The sequence below is a fragment of the Mesorhizobium sp. P2_C4 genome, from assembly GCF_056404575.1.
On record NZ_JBFUDT010000006.1, the window covers coordinates 42,569 to 57,021 of the forward strand.

The following is a 14,453-nucleotide window of genomic DNA, read 5'->3' on the forward strand; positions in this document are numbered from 1 at the left end:
TGCATTGCGAGAGGATTGTTGCCGGCAAAGGGGCTCGGAGGGCCGGACGGCATGACCAAGGCGACATTGACGATCTCGTCGAAGAATTATTCGTCCTGGTCCCTGCGTGGCTGGTTGCTCTGCCGCATGGCCGGGCTGGAGTTTAAGGAGAAGCGCATCGATATCGATGACCCCGAGCAGCGGCAGGAATTGCTGCTTTTGTCGCCATCGGTGCTGGTGCCGCGGCTGACCCATGACGGGGTGACGGTGTGGGACACGCTGGCGATCGCCGAATATCTGGCCGAGACCATGCCGGATGCCGGGCTGCTGCCGGCCGACCGCGTGGCGCGCGCGCATTGCCGCGCGGTATCAGGCGAGATGCATTCAGGCTTTCACAATTTGCGCTCCGCGCTGCCGATGAGCCTGAAAGCCCGGCACAAGAGCTTCAAGATCTTTTCCGGCGCGCGCCCGGATGTGGAGCGGATCAAGACAATCTGGTCGGAATGCCTGGCGACCTATGGCGGGCCGTTTCTGTTCGGTGCGTCACCGACAGTGGCAGACGCGATGTATGCGCCGGTCTGCACCCGTTTTCGCACCTATGCGGTTGAGCTCGAACCACCGCTCGCAGCGTATTGCGACAGGATCCTTGCATGGCCGCTGATGCAGGAATGGACGCAAGACGCGCTGGCCGAACCCGAGGACATCATCGAACTCGACGTGGAGTTTTAAGGCTGGAGCAGGGCAGCCGCGACGCCGCTATCCCTTCAGCATCGCCGCCACTTCAGGCGCGAAGTAGGTGAGGATGCCGTCGCAGCCGGCGCGCTTGAAGGCGAGCAGGCTCTCCAGCATCGCCTTCTCGCCATCGATCCAGCCATTGGCGGCCGCCGCCTTGATCATCGAATATTCGCCCGACACCTGGTAGGCGAAGGTCGGCATCTGGAACTCGTCCTTCAACCGGCGGATGATGTCGAGATAGGGCAGGCCGGGCTTGACCATCAGCATGTCGGCGCCCTCGGCGATATCCTGCTCGGCCTCGCGCACCGCCTCGTCGGAATTGGCGTGGTCGATGTAATAGGTCTTCTTGTCGCCCTTGAGCAGGCCGGCCGTGCCGACCGCTTCGCGATAGGGGCCGTAGAAGGCGGAGGCGAATTTGGTCGCGTAGGACATGATCGCCACATCCTGAAAACCGTTGGCGTCGAGCGCATCGCGGATGGCGCCGATGCGGCCGTCCATCATATCCGACGGTGCGATGATGTCGGCGCCGGCCGCCGCCTGGATGACGGCTGCCGCCGTTACCTGTTCCACCGTCTCGTCATTAACGATGATGCCGTCGCGCAAAATGCCGTCATGGCCGTGCGAGGTGAACGGATCGAGTGCGGCATCGGTGATGATGCCGATCTCCGGCACCGCGTGTTTTATCGCGCGCGTGGTGCGGTTGATGATGTTTTCCGGGTCGAGGATGTGTGAGCCGGTCTGGTCGCGCAGGCCGAGTTCGACATTGGGGAAGGTGGCGATAGCCGGAATGCCGAGCTTTGCCGCGCGCTCGGCTTCTTTCACGGCTAGGTCGATCGACAGGCGGAAGACGCCCGGCATGGCGGCGATCGGTTCGCGGATGTTCTTGCCGTCGACGACGAAGATCGGCCAGATCAGATCGTCGACCGAAAGCCTGTTCTCCTGAACCAGGCGGCGCGACCAGTCGGCCTTGCGCATGCGCCGCAGACGGCGGCTGCCGGTGATCTCGTCGACGCTGCGTGCGCCGGCAGCTTTTGCCGGCGCGAATTTGTTCGTTGCAGGGGTGAATTTGTTCATTGCCAGAACTCCGGATCGGCGGCTTTTACCACGAGCCCTTGCCGCTGACCAATGCGACACGATTGTGCCAGGCTCTCTTCTCCCCGTTCACGGGGAGAAGGTGCCGGCAGGCGGATGAGGGGCGGCGCCGACCTCTCAAGGCTGTCCATTGCCCGACAGCACCTGCGCCGCGCCCCTCATCGCAACACGAAACGCCTCGTCGAAGCTGACGCCGCGCACCTGCCATGTGAAGGTCTTGCCGCCCATGGCCAGCCGCCAGTCGGCGATCCAGCCCAGATCCTTGTCGCTCCATACGATGCTGCCGGCGAGTGCCTGGTCGGCGCCGGCTTTTTTTGCCAGTTGGTCCAGCGTCGCCAAATCGGCATGGCGCAGTGTCTCGTCGTCGAGACCGGCACCAGAGAGCAGCGATGCCGAGGGAAATGCGATCCGCATCACCAGCGGGCCGGTGGCATTGGCGAAGGATTCGCGCATGGCTTGGCCATGCTCCTCGTCGGCACTCAGTGCGAAATGCCTTGTGCCTTGCTCCGCCGTCAGAAACACCGCCAGGCGCGGCCGTTCGCCAAGCCATGGCTTGCTGCCAAGGGACGCCAGGACCGGATCGATCGCGGCCGGCTTGTAGAGGCAGGTGAGGTCGTGCGGCCGGTCGTGCGTGCCTTGTTCGTCATGGACCGGAATGCCTTCCAGCCGGTCATGGTAACGGAACGTGTCGACGAAACTGCCGGCCTTGTCGCGCAGATTAGCCATTTCCGGCTTTTTCGGCAGGCGCTGATCCCCGGAAACCCGCACCAGAACCGAGTCCAGACAGGCCTTGAAGCCGATCTGGCGGTTCACCTCGCCCTGCCCGGTGACGATGGTCTGCGCCTGATAGAGTTCGTCGACGCTTGCCGCGACAGCGGAACAAGGCATCGAACCGAGCAGGCCGATCATCACCAGCGCGAGCCGCGAAAATCCAGGCATGGCTTAGTGTCCCCCGAAGCCCGTCATCGCCATGGGTCGATGCCGCGATGGTCGGCGGCTTTGTAGCATTGGCCGGCGGCGGTGGCCAAGGCGGGAAGCGGAGGCGAATGTGGCTACGGATTCGGCGGCCAGGCCAGATCAGGGCCGGTTTTGAAGAACGACACGTTGTTGGTGAAGATGCTGACCGGGGCAAGCCGGATCATGCGCCCGTCCGGATGGTCGATCTGCGCCACATTGTCGATGAACCACGCATTCCAGTCTGCTTGCGGGCCGAGATATTTGTGCAGCAGCCGTTTGAAGCGGTCCGGCACCATCGGTTCGATCGTGGCGAGGCCGCGCAGTCCCAGATGCAGCAGGATGCCGGCATTGCTGTCGAAGTGAACGATTTCCACCGCGCAGCGCGGGTCTCTTTCAAGATGCTTGACCGCACTTGCCTCCGATGAGCCGAGCAGCCAGATCGCACCGTCCTCCCAGAGGAACCACATCGGTGCGTTGCGTGGCGCGCCGTCCGCGGTGACGGTCGCCAGATTCGCCATTAGCGGGCGACTTAAGATATCGTCCGGGTCGAACTTTCGCGGCATCGGAAAATCATATCCTGACGCTTCGGGTTCAAGGACCATGCGTTCGCCTTCGAGTTCATTGCTGGATAGATGGAGTGTTTGGCATTCGCTGACAACGTCGCGCCGACGCAAAGCACGGCCTCTTTCCACCCCGGATTGGCCACCGGCATTGACGCACCCATGCGCCACGCTTTAGCACTTCAGTCCCGCAGGCGCGGGGAGGGATTCTTTCACGATGGATTTTGGCGGAGGCGACGAGATTCGCTTCGAACGGTTGGGCAGGGCTGGCGTCGTCACGCTGACGCGGCCGCAGGCGCTCAATGCCGTCACCCATCGCATGGTCCAGGCGCTCGACAAGGCGCTGCGCGCCTGGGAGCGCGATGACAGCGTCGATGTCGTCGTCGTCAAGGCCGAAGGCAGGGCATTTTCGGCCGGTGGCGACATCCTCCACATCTACGAGGCCGGCCGGGCGGGACAGCCGCCGGTCGAGTTCTTCGCCGACGAGTATCAGCTGAATGCCCGCATCAAGCGGTTCAAAAAACCCTATGTCGCGCTGATCGACGGGATCGTCATGGGTGGTGGCGTCGGCATCTCGTTCCACGGCTCGCAGCGCGTGATGACCGAGAACGCCCAGTTCGCCATGCCGGAAGTCGGCATCGGCTTTTTCCCCGATGTCGGCGCCAGCCATCTGTTGCCGGACCTTGGCGGCAGCTTTGGCATGTATCTGGCGCTGACCGGAAACCGCATCCGCTATGGCGACGCGTTGTGGTCGGGTCTCGCCACGCACACCATCAAGGCCGAGGACCAGGCCGGCTTTCTCGACCGGCTGGCGGCGACCGGCGATCCGGAATCGGTGCTGCGCGGTTTTTTTGTCTCCGCCCGGCGCGAGACCGACAGGCCTACGCTGGCGGCGATCGCTCAGCATTTTGCGCAAGCCTCGCTCATTGATATCGTCGACAGCCTGGAGCGGGCGGCGGGTAGCGACGAATTCGCCGCCAAGACGCTGGCAACGATCCGCACTCGCTCGCCGACCAGCCTGCATGTCGCCTGGCGCCAGATCAGCGCCGGCCTGACGCTGTCGATGGACGAATGCATGAAGATGGAGTTCCGCATCCTCAACCGCATGCTTGCCGGCCGCGATTTCTATGAAGGCATCCGCGCCGCTATCATCGACAAGGGCTCGAAGCCGCATTGGCAGCCGGCCAGCATCGATGCAGTCGGCACTACCGACATCGATGCCTATTTCGCCCCGCTCGAACGGGAGCTCGATCTGTGAGCGAGGCCGCGTCGAGACGCATCGTGCTGCAGCCTTCCGGCGTCGAAATCATCTTCGCCTGGTTCCAGCGCGTCATTGCCGGCTACTGCCTACTGTTCGGCATTCTCTACTGGATCCGCCTGATCGGCTTCTATCCCGGTCCGCTGTGGCGCTTCGATCTGATGCCGGTGCACTGGCAGGTGGCGGCCGTCGTGCTCGCCGTGTTCTTTCCCTTTGCCGCCGCCGGCCTGTGGATGCTGGCGTCCTGGGGGCCGGTGATCTGGTTCATCTGCGCGGTCACCGAAACCATCATGTATGCAGGATTCCCCGATCTGTTCGGCCACCGGCCGCTGATCATCCTTTCGCACGTTGCGGTGGCGCTGTTCTATGTCGTCTTCCGCGTAGTGATCTGGATGCGCAAGCGCCCGGCGCGGGCCTAAGCCCTGGTTGGCCCGAAACCATTGGCTAAATCTTTAGGTTAATTATCCTTGCTCGGGTGACCGTTCGTTAAGCCTCTTGCGAAACCTATTACCGGTAAGCTCTTGTTAGCCCTAGCGTTTAAGTCGAATTTTATGAGTATTCGATAGTGTCGCGATCAAGGTGAAAAACAAAAAATCACCAGGGCGACAAACGAGAGGCAAAGACAATGATCAATTCGCGTCCGGCGGCGAAGACCGCCAACGTATCCGACGACCGCCGCGAGGCGATCCGTTCGCTGTACATGGAATCGCTGCAGCTGGTGGAGCGTCTGCACCGCCGTCTGCTTGATGTGATCAAGGACGAATTCGACCGCAACGGCCGCTCCGACATCAATGCCATCCAGGCGCTGCTGCTGTTCAACATCGGCAATTCCGAGCTGACCGCCGGCGAACTGCGCTCGCGTGGCTATTATCTCGGCTCGAACGTCTCCTACAATCTGAAGAAGCTCGTCGATCTCGGCTTCATCAACCACCAGCGCTCGCGCATCGACCGTCGTTCGGTCCGCGTTTCACTGACGCCGAAAGGCAATGAGGTGGCGGAAGTCGTCGCCGGTCTCTATGAGCGCCATGTCGGCTCGATCGAGCAGGTCGGCGGCATCAACAGCGAAGAGTTCCAGCAGATGAACCGCGCTTTGCAGCGGCTCGACCGCTTCTGGAACGACACCATCGCCTATCGGATGTAAGGCGCATCCCTGGCATCAGGATCGGAGCCGCGCCAAAAAGAAGCGCGGCCGGGGAAGAAGGAAATCAAGGACCGGCGCCGGGGGGCACCGGTCCTTTTTCTTTTCGTGGTCTGGAAACCTCGCCCAAAGCTCAGCCGCCTCGTCGGCAGCATCCTTGGCAGTTTTGCGGCAACGGTGCTTAATTATCGCGGCCTGGAGGGAACGCATAATGGACCTGGGAAAACGCTCGACGATTTGCTCGCTTGCCGCGGCACTTTTGTTGGTCTCGCAAGCAGCGTTCGCTGAGGAGTGGTGGAAGGATTCCTTTGCCGCGCAAGGCAGCGCCCCATGCGACTACAACGACTCGATCGTCACATTCACCGACAAAGCGGTGGAGATGTGGGAAGTCCGCTGCACATTGCACAAAGTTCAGAAGATCAACCGCATGGACGCGATCATTCTGGACATGAGTTGCACGGACGGCGAGGGCAGCCCGGACACGAGACGGGAGCTGCTGCTCAAACTGGAGGATAACAAGGTCCTGCGCTATCCCCAGAATGAGGTGTTGGAGCGATGCTCGGAATTGAAGGCGCCGCCAGGTCAGGATCCGAAGGGTTAGGCTTCGGGCTGAAGGTGCCGAAAAGCACCGGTGATCGCTTTTCGCCGCTCGGGCCAATCCAAATTCGGGCAACAGCCACGTTGCCGCCATATTCCCGGTGAAAGCGAGGATACGGGTGATGCTGCGGTGAAAGCCAAGAGTTCAAGGCAAGTGGTCACCCGGAACTGGCATCGCACCCGTGCGTTTCACGCCTAAGTGATGCAAGCCATGGTTGGCTAATTGTTAAGATTGCCAATCTTAAAGTGCGGGCGAGATCGCCCGGTGATCCGATTGCTACAAGAATGTCTGGAACGTCCATGAGAACCAGCCGCCGTTTCTTCCTTTCCGGAGCCTCCGCGCTCGCCGTCGCAATGGTTGCGAACAGTGCCAGCGCGCAAGATGTGATCGGCGATATCCTGAAATCCTCGGCCCGCGGCAATTGGGACGACCAGTTCGATGCCCGCGCCTCGGAAGGCGGCAAGGTCGCCTCGACGCTGCCCATCTTCAGCCTGCAGACCGTTGCCTTCACCGAGCAGGCCGTCGCGCAGTATCAGAACATCGTCGCCCAGGGCGGCTGGGTCGAGGTTCCCGCGACCAAGAAGCTGCAGCTTGGCGTCGATGATCCCGACGTGGTGCCGCTGCGCAAGCGGCTGATGATGTCGGGCGACCTGGCGCAGAGCGCCGGCATTTCGACGTCCTTCGATTCCTATGTCGACGCGGCCGTCAAGCGCTTCCAGGCGCGCCACGGCCTGCCTTCCGACGGCTCGATGGGCAAGTACACCTATGCGGCGATGAATGTTTCGGCGCAGATCCGGCTTGGCCAGCTGCAGACCAACCTGCAGCGGCTGCGCGAAAAGGCCGGTACGCTGGGCAATCGCTACGTGCTGGTCGACATTCCCGGCGCCCAGATCGAGGCGGTCGAGAACGAGCGTGTTGTGCTGCGCCACACCGCGATCGTCGGCAAGATCGATCGCCAGACGCCGATCGTCAATTCCAAGATCAACGAGATCATCGTCAACCCCTACTGGAATGCGCCGGTCTCGATCGTGCGCAAGGACATCATTCCGCTGATGCGGAAGAACCCCGACTATCTCAAGGACAGCCATATCCGCCTGTTCGCGCCGGATGGCAGCGAAGTCGATCCGATGACCGTCGACTGGTCGACCGACGATGCAGAAAAGTACCGCTTCCGCCAGGATCCGGGTTCCGGCAACGCCATGGCCTCGGTCAAGATCAACTTCCCGAGCCCGGATGGCGTCTATATGCACGACACGCCGCAGCAGAGCCTGTTCGGCAAGATGATGCGTTTCGATTCCTCGGGCTGCGTGCGCGTGCAGAATGTGCGCGACCTCGTCACCTGGATCCTGCGCGACACGCCAGGCTGGGACCGCCAGCATTTCGAGGCGGCGATCAAGACCGGCGAGAACACGCCGGTGCAGGTGACCAATCCGGTGCCGGTGCATTTTCTCTATCTCTCGGCATGGTCGACAGGGCCAGGCGTCGTGCAGCTGCGCGACGACATTTACGGCCTCGATGGGGCCAGCGAGCTGCAGATCACTTCAGCGCTGTAAGCGACTGATCTTATTGCTGAAAAGGCCGCCGGTATGGCGGCCTTTTGTTTTTCGAATTCCCGGTCGGCGCGTCTGTTTTTTGCCGACTGGACGGATCGGCCGGCTTTGCGCATGGTCGGCAACAACGCGTCTGGAAACGCAGCATGGAAGTCGCCGTCTTCATCCTTGTCGTGCTCGTCTTCGTCGCCGTGTCCGGCGCGCTGGTGCGGCTGGTGCGAGTGCCGCTGCCGGTGCTGCAGATTGCCATCGGCGCCGCACTTGCCTGGCCGATGCGCGGCCTGCATGTCGAGATCGACCCCGAACTGTTCCTGCTGGTGTTCATTCCGCCGCTGCTGTTCAGCGACGCCGCGACCGCCCCGAAGCGCGAACTGGTTGCTCTGCGCGGGCCGATCCTCGACCTTGCCATCGGGCTGGTCTTCTTCACCATCGTCGGTTTCGGCTACGCCTTGCACTGGCTGGTGCCGAGCATCCCGCTTGTCGTCGCTTTCGCGCTTGCCGCGGTGCTGTCGCCGACCGATGCGGTGGCGGTGTCCTCGATCGTCGACAGGAATGTGGTGCCGGCGCGGCTGATGCACATTCTGGAGGGCGAGTCGCTGCTCAACGACGCCTCCGGCCTGGTCATGTTCCGCTTCGCCGTGGCGGCAGTGCTCACCGGCAGTTTTTCTTTCGCCGCCGCATCGCTGAGCTTCTTCTATGCCGTGGCGGCCGGCATCCTGGTTGGCGTCGCGGCGTTGTTCGTCGCCGCCAAGACGCTTCAGCTCCTGAACCGCATCGGCGGCGTGCCGGCCGAGGCGCAGGTGCTGGTCATGATTCTGATCCCCTTCATCGCCTATCTCGGCGCCGAACATGCCGGCGCCTCCGGCATTCTGGCGGCTGTCACCGCCGGTCTGCTCACCGGCGGCTCCGGCATTTTCCGTTACCTCGGCGTCTCGGCGCGCATGCAGACGATGTCGCTGTGGACGACGCTGTCCTTCGTCTTCAATGGCGCGCTCTTCATCCTGCTTGGCCTGCAACTCCCTGATATCATCCGAAAAGTGCCGCCCGAACTCTCGACCCGGCATTGGCTGATCGAGCCTGTTGCCACGGTATTGATCCTGACGCTGTGTCTGATCGCGTTGCGCTTCCTGTGGATCTGGGTCGGCGATATCGCCGCCGGCATCGCGGCGCGCCTGGGCAAGCGCAAGGCCGAGCCATTCGGGCTGCGCGTGCGGCTGGCCGGTTCCGTGGCCGGCGTGCGTGGCGCCATTACGCTCGCCGGCATCCTGTCGCTGCCGCTCGCCATGCCGGACGGTTCGCCCTTTCCGGCGCGCGACCTGGTGATCTTCCTCGCCGCCGGCGTCATCATCTGCTGGCTGATCATCGCCAGCCTGGCCTTGCCGAAGATCGCCCGCGGGCTGGTCGAACCGGGCGAGGATCCGGGCGCCGCCGAGGAGCGCCGGGCTCGCGTTGGCGCGGCCAACGCCGCAATCGCCCGCATCGAGAGCGTCGCCAATGACGGAAGCGAAGGGGAGGAGGCCGGCGCCCGCCTTGCGGTGGCTGACAGCATCGTTGCCGGCTACCGCCGCCGCATCGCCGCCTCCGACGAAGCCGATGAGGCCCGAGCCGAGGCTCGCGAAGCCGGGCGGCTGGAGCTGGAGCTCCGGTTCTCGGCCATCGAGGCCGAGCGCACCGCCGTGCGCGCCATGTTGCGCAGCGGCGAAATCAACGACCATACGGCACAGGCGCTCTTTGCCGAGATCACGCTCACCGAAGCTCTGTTGAAAGGCCGGCAGTCCAGGAAATAGCCACTACCCGGCTTTGCTGGCGCAAACCGGCCAGCAAATTTCGCGCCGCAAACGTGGCGAGGCCAAAACAACTGTGTTAATGGCGCGGCACTGCATGTCGCCCGGAGCCGCGCAGCGGTTTTGGGCCAATGATATGCAGAGGTAAATTGCCCCGAACCGGAGGATTTCAGGCCATGGCAACAGCAGCGGCAGTGTCGAACAAATTCGAATCCTTCTTCGAAACCACGCTGGAAGATGCCGATCCGGAGATTTTCGGCGCCATCCGCAACGAGCTCGGCCGCCAGCGCCACGAGATCGAGCTGATCGCCTCGGAAAACATCGTTTCCCGCGCCGTGCTCGAGGCGCAGGGCTCGATCATGACCAACAAATACGCCGAGGGTTATCCGGGCAAGCGCTACTACGGTGGCTGCCAGTTCGTCGACGTGGCCGAGGAACTGGCCATCGAGCGCGCCAAGAAGCTGTTCGGCTGCAACTTCGCCAACGTCCAGCCGAACTCCGGCAGCCAGATGAACCAGGCGGTGTTCCTGGCGCTGCTGCAGCCCGGCGACACCTTTATGGGCCTCGACCTTAATTCCGGCGGGCACCTGACCCACGGTTCGCCGGTCAATATGAGCGGCAAATGGTTCAAGGTCGTCTCCTACGGCGTGCGCAAGGAAGATCACCTGCTTGACATGGACGCGATCGAGAAGACCGCGCATGAGACCAAGCCGAAGCTGATCCTGGCCGGCGGCACCGCCTATTCACGCGTCTGGGACTGGAAGCGTTTCCGCGAGATCGCCGACGCTGTCGGCGCCTATTTGATGGTCGACATGGCGCACATCGCCGGCCTTGTCGCCGGCGGCGTGCATCCGTCGCCGCTGCCGCATGCCCATGTGGTGACGACGACGACGCACAAGTCGCTGCGCGGTCCGCGCGGCGGCATGATCCTGTGCAATGACGAAGACATCGCCAAGAAGATGAACTCGGCGGTGTTCCCCGGCCTGCAGGGCGGCCCGCTGATGCACGTCATCGCCGCCAAGGCGGTGGCCTTCGGCGAGGCGCTGAAGCCGAGCTTCAAGCTCTATGCCGAGAGCGTCGCCGCCAACGCCAAGGCGCTGGCTTCGAGTCTCAAGGAAACCGGCCTCGACATCGTCTCCGGCGGCACCGACAACCATCTTATGCTGGTCGATTTGCGCCCCAAGAACGCCACCGGCAAGCGCGCCGAGGCAGCACTTGGCCGCGCCAACATCACCTGCAACAAGAATGGCATTCCCTTCGATCCGGAAAAGCCTTTTGTGACCTCGGGCGTTCGTCTCGGCACGCCGGCCGGCACCACGCGCGGTTTTGGCCAGGCCGAGTTCCGCGAGATCGGCAAGCTGATCGCCGAAGTGCTGGACGGGCTGAAGGTGGCGAATTCCGACGAGGGCAATGCTGCCGTCGAGGCCGCGGTGAAGGCCAAGGTTGTGGCCCTGACGGATCGTTTCCCGCTCTACCCCTATCTCGGTTGACCTGACGCCGGGCGTCATCTCTTATCCTGCACTCTGCGCCGCTCCTTGATCGGGCGGCGCGGCTTACCGGAGACTGATGATGCGAACTTTCCGTCTTGCCATTCTGGCCCTTTTCGGCGGGCTTGCCGCCCTCGCTGTGTCAGGCGCGGTCGCCCAGGAGCAGACCCAGCCGAGCACGGATGGTCCGGCCACCAACACCTTTGGCAGGTGGACCACCATCATCGATGCGCTCGACACCGGCCAGGATTCGCACAAGACCTGTGCGGCCTCCACGGCATTCTTCGATGCGAGTGGCAATTCGGGCACGCTGACGTTGTCGATTTCGACCGGCGATGCGCTGCCGCCCGATGCCTACCCGGCCATTATGATCACCGTCGGCAACAAGGACCTGCCGATCGGCAAGAAGATCGCGGCGACCTTCGGCGATCCCGGCGTCAAGGTTTCCGCGACGGTCTATTCCAACGACTCCATCAACGGCCGCCCGAGCTGGTCCGTCGACAATCAAGCCAAGACCAGCCTCGCTTTGTTGCGCGCCATGCGCAAAGTCGTCTCGCTCGATGTCGTTTTCGGCAAACAGACTGTCACCAGTATTCCGATGGACGGCTTCACCAAGGCCTATCGCAATCTCGGCACATCCTGCGGCTTCCCGACCAAGGACGTCGCGCCCTGACATATCTGCCGGCGCTGGCAATCTTCCTCGCGCCTCGCTATCTCTGAGGCGCGGAAGGCTTTAAGCTTTTCGCTCACCAAGAATCTCGAACCGAAGGCTCTCCATGCGCTGTCCCTATTGCCAGTCTGAAGATACGCAGGTGAAGGATTCGCGCCCCGCCGAAGATGGCGCGGCGATCCGCAGACGGCGCGTCTGCCCTGATTGCGGTGGCCGCTTCACCACTTTCGAGCGCGTCCAGCTGCGCGATCTCGTGGTGGTGAAAAAATCCGGACGCAAAGTGCCGTTCGACCGCGACAAGTTGCTGCGCTCGGTCGAGATCGCCGTGCGCAAGCGCAATGTCGATCCCGAGCGCATCGACCGCGCCGTGACCGGCATCGTGCGCCAGCTCGAAAGCTCGGGCGAGACCGAAGTCGCCTCGGGTGAGGTCGGCCGGCTGGTCATGGAGGCGCTGAAGTCACTCGACGACGTCGCCTATGTGCGCTTCGCCTCGGTCTACCGCAATTTCCGCGAGGCGAAGGATTTCCATGACGTGCTGGGCGAGCTCAAAGGCGACGAAGCCAAGGGCGACGAGGAAGCCGGCTGAGCATGGCAAGGCCTGACAAAGCCGCGCAAGAGGTTCTTGATCGCCGCTTCATGGCGGCAGCGCTCAGGCTGTCGCGCAAAAACGCCGGGCGGACCTCGACCAACCCGTCCGTAGGCACTCTGGTCGTGCGCGACGACGGCGCCGGGCCGATGATCGTCGGCACCGGCGTCACCGCTGTCGGCGGCCGGCCGCACGCCGAGACCGAGGCGCTGGCCGAGGCCGGTGAACTGGCGCGTGGCGCCACCGCCTATGTCACGCTGGAACCTTGCGCCCATCACGGCCGCACGCCGCCTTGCGCCAACGCGCTGGTCAATGCCGGCGTGGCGCGGGTGGTCGGGGCGGCGAGCGACCCCGATCCGCGCGTCTCCGGCCAAGGTTACGCCATCCTGCGCGCCGCGGGTATCGAGGTGGTCGAAAAGGTGCTGGCGGAGGAAGCCTCCGAGCAGATGGCCGGCTATTTGATTCGGTCCCTCAAAAAACGCCCAGAAGTGATTCTCAAACTTGCGCTTTCCAGCGACGGCAAGATCGGCGTAGCAGGCGAGGGGCAGGTCTCGATCACCGGCGATATCGCGCGGCGTGAAGTCTACCTGATGCGGGCCGAGGCCGACGGCATATTGGTCGGCATCGGCACGGCATTGGAAGACGATCCGGCGCTGACCGTGCGGTTGCCGGGACTGGAGAACCGCTCGCCGGCGCGCATCGTGCTCGATCGCCAGATCCGGTTGCCGGAAACGTCGAAGCTGGTCTCCGGCATTGACCGGGTTCCACTCTATGTCGCTTCTTGCCTGGAGGCCGATCCGCAGCGGCGGGCAACGCTCGAACGCTCCGGCGTGCGCTTCATCGGCACCGAAACGCATGAGGGCGGCGTAGCCCTTCCGGAACTGCTCGAGGATCTGGCCGCACTCGGTATGGCCAGTGTCCTGGTTGAGGGCGGCGCCAAGGTTGCCAAGGCTTTCCTCGCCGACGGTCTGGTCGATCGCATCATCCTGTTCCAGGGGCCGGAAGCGATTGGCAAGGACGGCATTGCATCGCCCATCGACGCCAACCATATCCCGGCAGGATTTCGCAAGTTGCGCGACATGCAGTTCGGCGAAGACAGCTATGCCGAGTGGATACGAAGCTTCTAGGATCAGCATCGATGTTTACAGGAATTGTCACCGATGTCGGCACCGTCGCTGCCGTGAGGCCGCTGCGGGAAGGGGTCGGCTTGCGCATCGACACCGCTTACGACCCGGACACCATCGCTATCGGCGCCTCGATTTCCTGTGGCGGCGTCTGTCTGACGGTGACGGCACTGCCTGAAAGGGGCGCCAATGCGCGCTGGTTCGAGGTCGAGGCCTGGGAAGAGGCGCTCAGGCTGACGACCGCGATGGGCTGGAAATCCGGCACCAGGATCAATCTGGAGCGCGCCCTGAAGATCGGCGACGAGCTCGGCGGTCACATTGTCTCAGGCCATGTCGACGGCATGGCCGAGATCGTGACGCGCAAGGAGGAGGGCGACGCCGTGCGCTTCACGCTGGAGGCGCCGCGCGAGCTGGCAAAGTTCATCGCGCCAAAGGGTTCGGTCGCGCTCGACGGCACCTCGCTCACCGTCAACAAGGTCGAAGGCACGCGCTTTGACGTGCTGCTGATCCACCATTCGCTGACCGTCACCACCTGGGGCGAGCGTAACGTGAGCGACAAGGTCAACCTCGAGATCGACACCATGGCCCGCTACGCTGCGCGGCTTGTCGAGGCTGCGAAAGAGGGGCTCTGATGGCCAAGGACAGGGTAAATTCTACTTGGAAAGGCAAGCAGACTCACGAGCCAGTGGCTGATGGGGACATCGGCTCTGCTGTTAAGGAGCGCCAGCATCTCGATTTGTCGGCCAGCGACGCTCGCGTCTTCGTTGAGGCCTTGACCACACCGAGCCCGGTGAACGATCGTCTGCGCGATACCGTGCAACGGTATCGTCGAGCCACCGGCGAATGAGCTGAGTTCGGCAGGTCTCCGGCACCTCCAGCAATCTTCCGCTTGCGATCAAACCGGCTTCGGCCTAAGTCACCGGCTACCCCCGGAG

Annotated in this window: 16 protein-coding genes; 13 read left to right on the forward strand and 3 right to left on the reverse strand. The window is 63.2% G+C overall.

Annotated elements, in window-relative coordinates; all coding sequences use genetic code 11:
* The first annotated feature begins 51 nt into the window (after positions 1-51).
* Positions 52-708: a glutathione S-transferase gene (locus AC1DX6_RS22070; RefSeq protein WP_477317238.1), complete on the forward strand. Its 657-nt coding sequence runs from the start codon at positions 52-54 to the stop codon at positions 706-708.
* 27 nt (positions 709-735) lie between these two features.
* Here the strand turns inward: AC1DX6_RS22070 and hemB are convergent, their stop codons facing one another.
* From hemB to AC1DX6_RS22085, 3 genes are all read right to left on the reverse strand, one after another.
* Positions 736-1,788, reverse strand: a complete 1,053-nt coding sequence (hemB, locus tag AC1DX6_RS22075; RefSeq protein ID WP_477317240.1) for a porphobilinogen synthase — start codon at positions 1,786-1,788, stop codon at positions 736-738.
* Between the two features lie 135 nt (positions 1,789-1,923).
* Positions 1,924-2,745, reverse strand: coding sequence for a DUF2066 domain-containing protein (locus tag AC1DX6_RS22080; RefSeq protein WP_477317242.1), 822 nt, complete (start codon positions 2,743-2,745; stop codon positions 1,924-1,926).
* A 113-nt stretch (positions 2,746-2,858) separates the two neighbouring features.
* The gene (locus AC1DX6_RS22085; RefSeq protein WP_477317244.1) at positions 2,859-3,437 is read right to left on the reverse strand and encodes a pyridoxamine 5'-phosphate oxidase family protein; all 579 of its coding nucleotides are present in this window, start codon (positions 3,435-3,437) and stop codon (positions 2,859-2,861) included.
* Between the two features lie 103 nt (positions 3,438-3,540).
* Between AC1DX6_RS22085 and AC1DX6_RS22090 the strand changes: the two genes are divergently transcribed.
* The 12 genes from AC1DX6_RS22090 to AC1DX6_RS22145 all read left to right on the forward strand — a co-directional run bounded on the left by AC1DX6_RS22090 (position 3,541) and on the right by AC1DX6_RS22145 (position 14,365).
* Positions 3,541-4,581: an enoyl-CoA hydratase/isomerase family protein gene (locus AC1DX6_RS22090; protein ID WP_477317246.1), complete on the forward strand. Its 1,041-nt coding sequence runs from the start codon at positions 3,541-3,543 to the stop codon at positions 4,579-4,581.
* Positions 4,578-5,000 carry a DUF6163 family protein gene (locus AC1DX6_RS22095; RefSeq protein WP_477317248.1) on the forward strand — a complete coding sequence of 141 codons (423 nt, stop codon included), beginning with the start codon at positions 4,578-4,580 and terminating at the stop codon, positions 4,998-5,000. The genes AC1DX6_RS22090 and AC1DX6_RS22095 overlap by 4 nt, the downstream gene beginning before the upstream one ends.
* A 206-nt stretch (positions 5,001-5,206) precedes the next feature.
* Complete coding sequence (ldtR, locus tag AC1DX6_RS22100) at positions 5,207-5,722, forward strand: transcriptional regulator LdtR (protein ID WP_477317250.1); 516 nt, start codon at positions 5,207-5,209, stop codon at positions 5,720-5,722.
* A gap of 208 nt (positions 5,723-5,930) precedes the next feature.
* A complete protein-coding gene (locus AC1DX6_RS22105) occupies positions 5,931-6,320 on the forward strand; it encodes a hypothetical protein (protein ID WP_477317252.1) in 390 nt (129 codons plus the stop codon).
* Positions 6,321-6,616: 296 nt separating this feature from the next.
* Positions 6,617-7,870: a L,D-transpeptidase family protein gene (locus AC1DX6_RS22110; protein ID WP_477317254.1), complete on the forward strand. Its 1,254-nt coding sequence runs from the start codon at positions 6,617-6,619 to the stop codon at positions 7,868-7,870.
* 143 nt (positions 7,871-8,013) lie between these two features.
* Positions 8,014-9,654 carry a Na+/H+ antiporter gene (locus AC1DX6_RS22115; RefSeq protein WP_477317255.1) on the forward strand — a complete coding sequence of 547 codons (1,641 nt, stop codon included), beginning with the start codon at positions 8,014-8,016 and terminating at the stop codon, positions 9,652-9,654.
* A 173-nt stretch (positions 9,655-9,827) separates the two neighbouring features.
* Positions 9,828-11,141, forward strand: a complete 1,314-nt coding sequence (gene glyA, locus AC1DX6_RS22120; RefSeq protein ID WP_477317257.1) for a serine hydroxymethyltransferase — start codon at positions 9,828-9,830, stop codon at positions 11,139-11,141.
* Positions 11,142-11,220: 79 nt separating this feature from the next.
* Positions 11,221-11,811 (forward strand): invasion associated locus B family protein, encoded by a 591-nt coding sequence (locus tag AC1DX6_RS22125; RefSeq protein ID WP_477317741.1) that lies wholly within the window; start codon positions 11,221-11,223, stop codon positions 11,809-11,811.
* Between the two features lie 103 nt (positions 11,812-11,914).
* Entirely contained in the window at positions 11,915-12,394 is a 480-nt protein-coding gene (nrdR, locus tag AC1DX6_RS22130; protein ID WP_477317259.1) for a transcriptional regulator NrdR, read from the forward strand.
* Between the two features lie 2 nt (positions 12,395-12,396).
* Positions 12,397-13,521 (forward strand): bifunctional diaminohydroxyphosphoribosylaminopyrimidine deaminase/5-amino-6-(5-phosphoribosylamino)uracil reductase RibD, encoded by a 1,125-nt coding sequence (ribD, locus tag AC1DX6_RS22135; RefSeq protein WP_477317261.1) that lies wholly within the window; start codon positions 12,397-12,399, stop codon positions 13,519-13,521.
* Positions 13,522-13,532: 11 nt separating this feature from the next.
* Positions 13,533-14,150: a riboflavin synthase gene (locus AC1DX6_RS22140; protein ID WP_477317263.1), complete on the forward strand. Its 618-nt coding sequence runs from the start codon at positions 13,533-13,535 to the stop codon at positions 14,148-14,150.
* Complete coding sequence (locus tag AC1DX6_RS22145) at positions 14,150-14,365, forward strand: type II toxin -antitoxin system TacA 1-like antitoxin (protein ID WP_477317265.1); 216 nt, start codon at positions 14,150-14,152, stop codon at positions 14,363-14,365. The genes AC1DX6_RS22140 and AC1DX6_RS22145 overlap by 1 nt, the downstream gene beginning before the upstream one ends.
* Positions 14,366-14,453 lie beyond the last annotated feature (88 nt).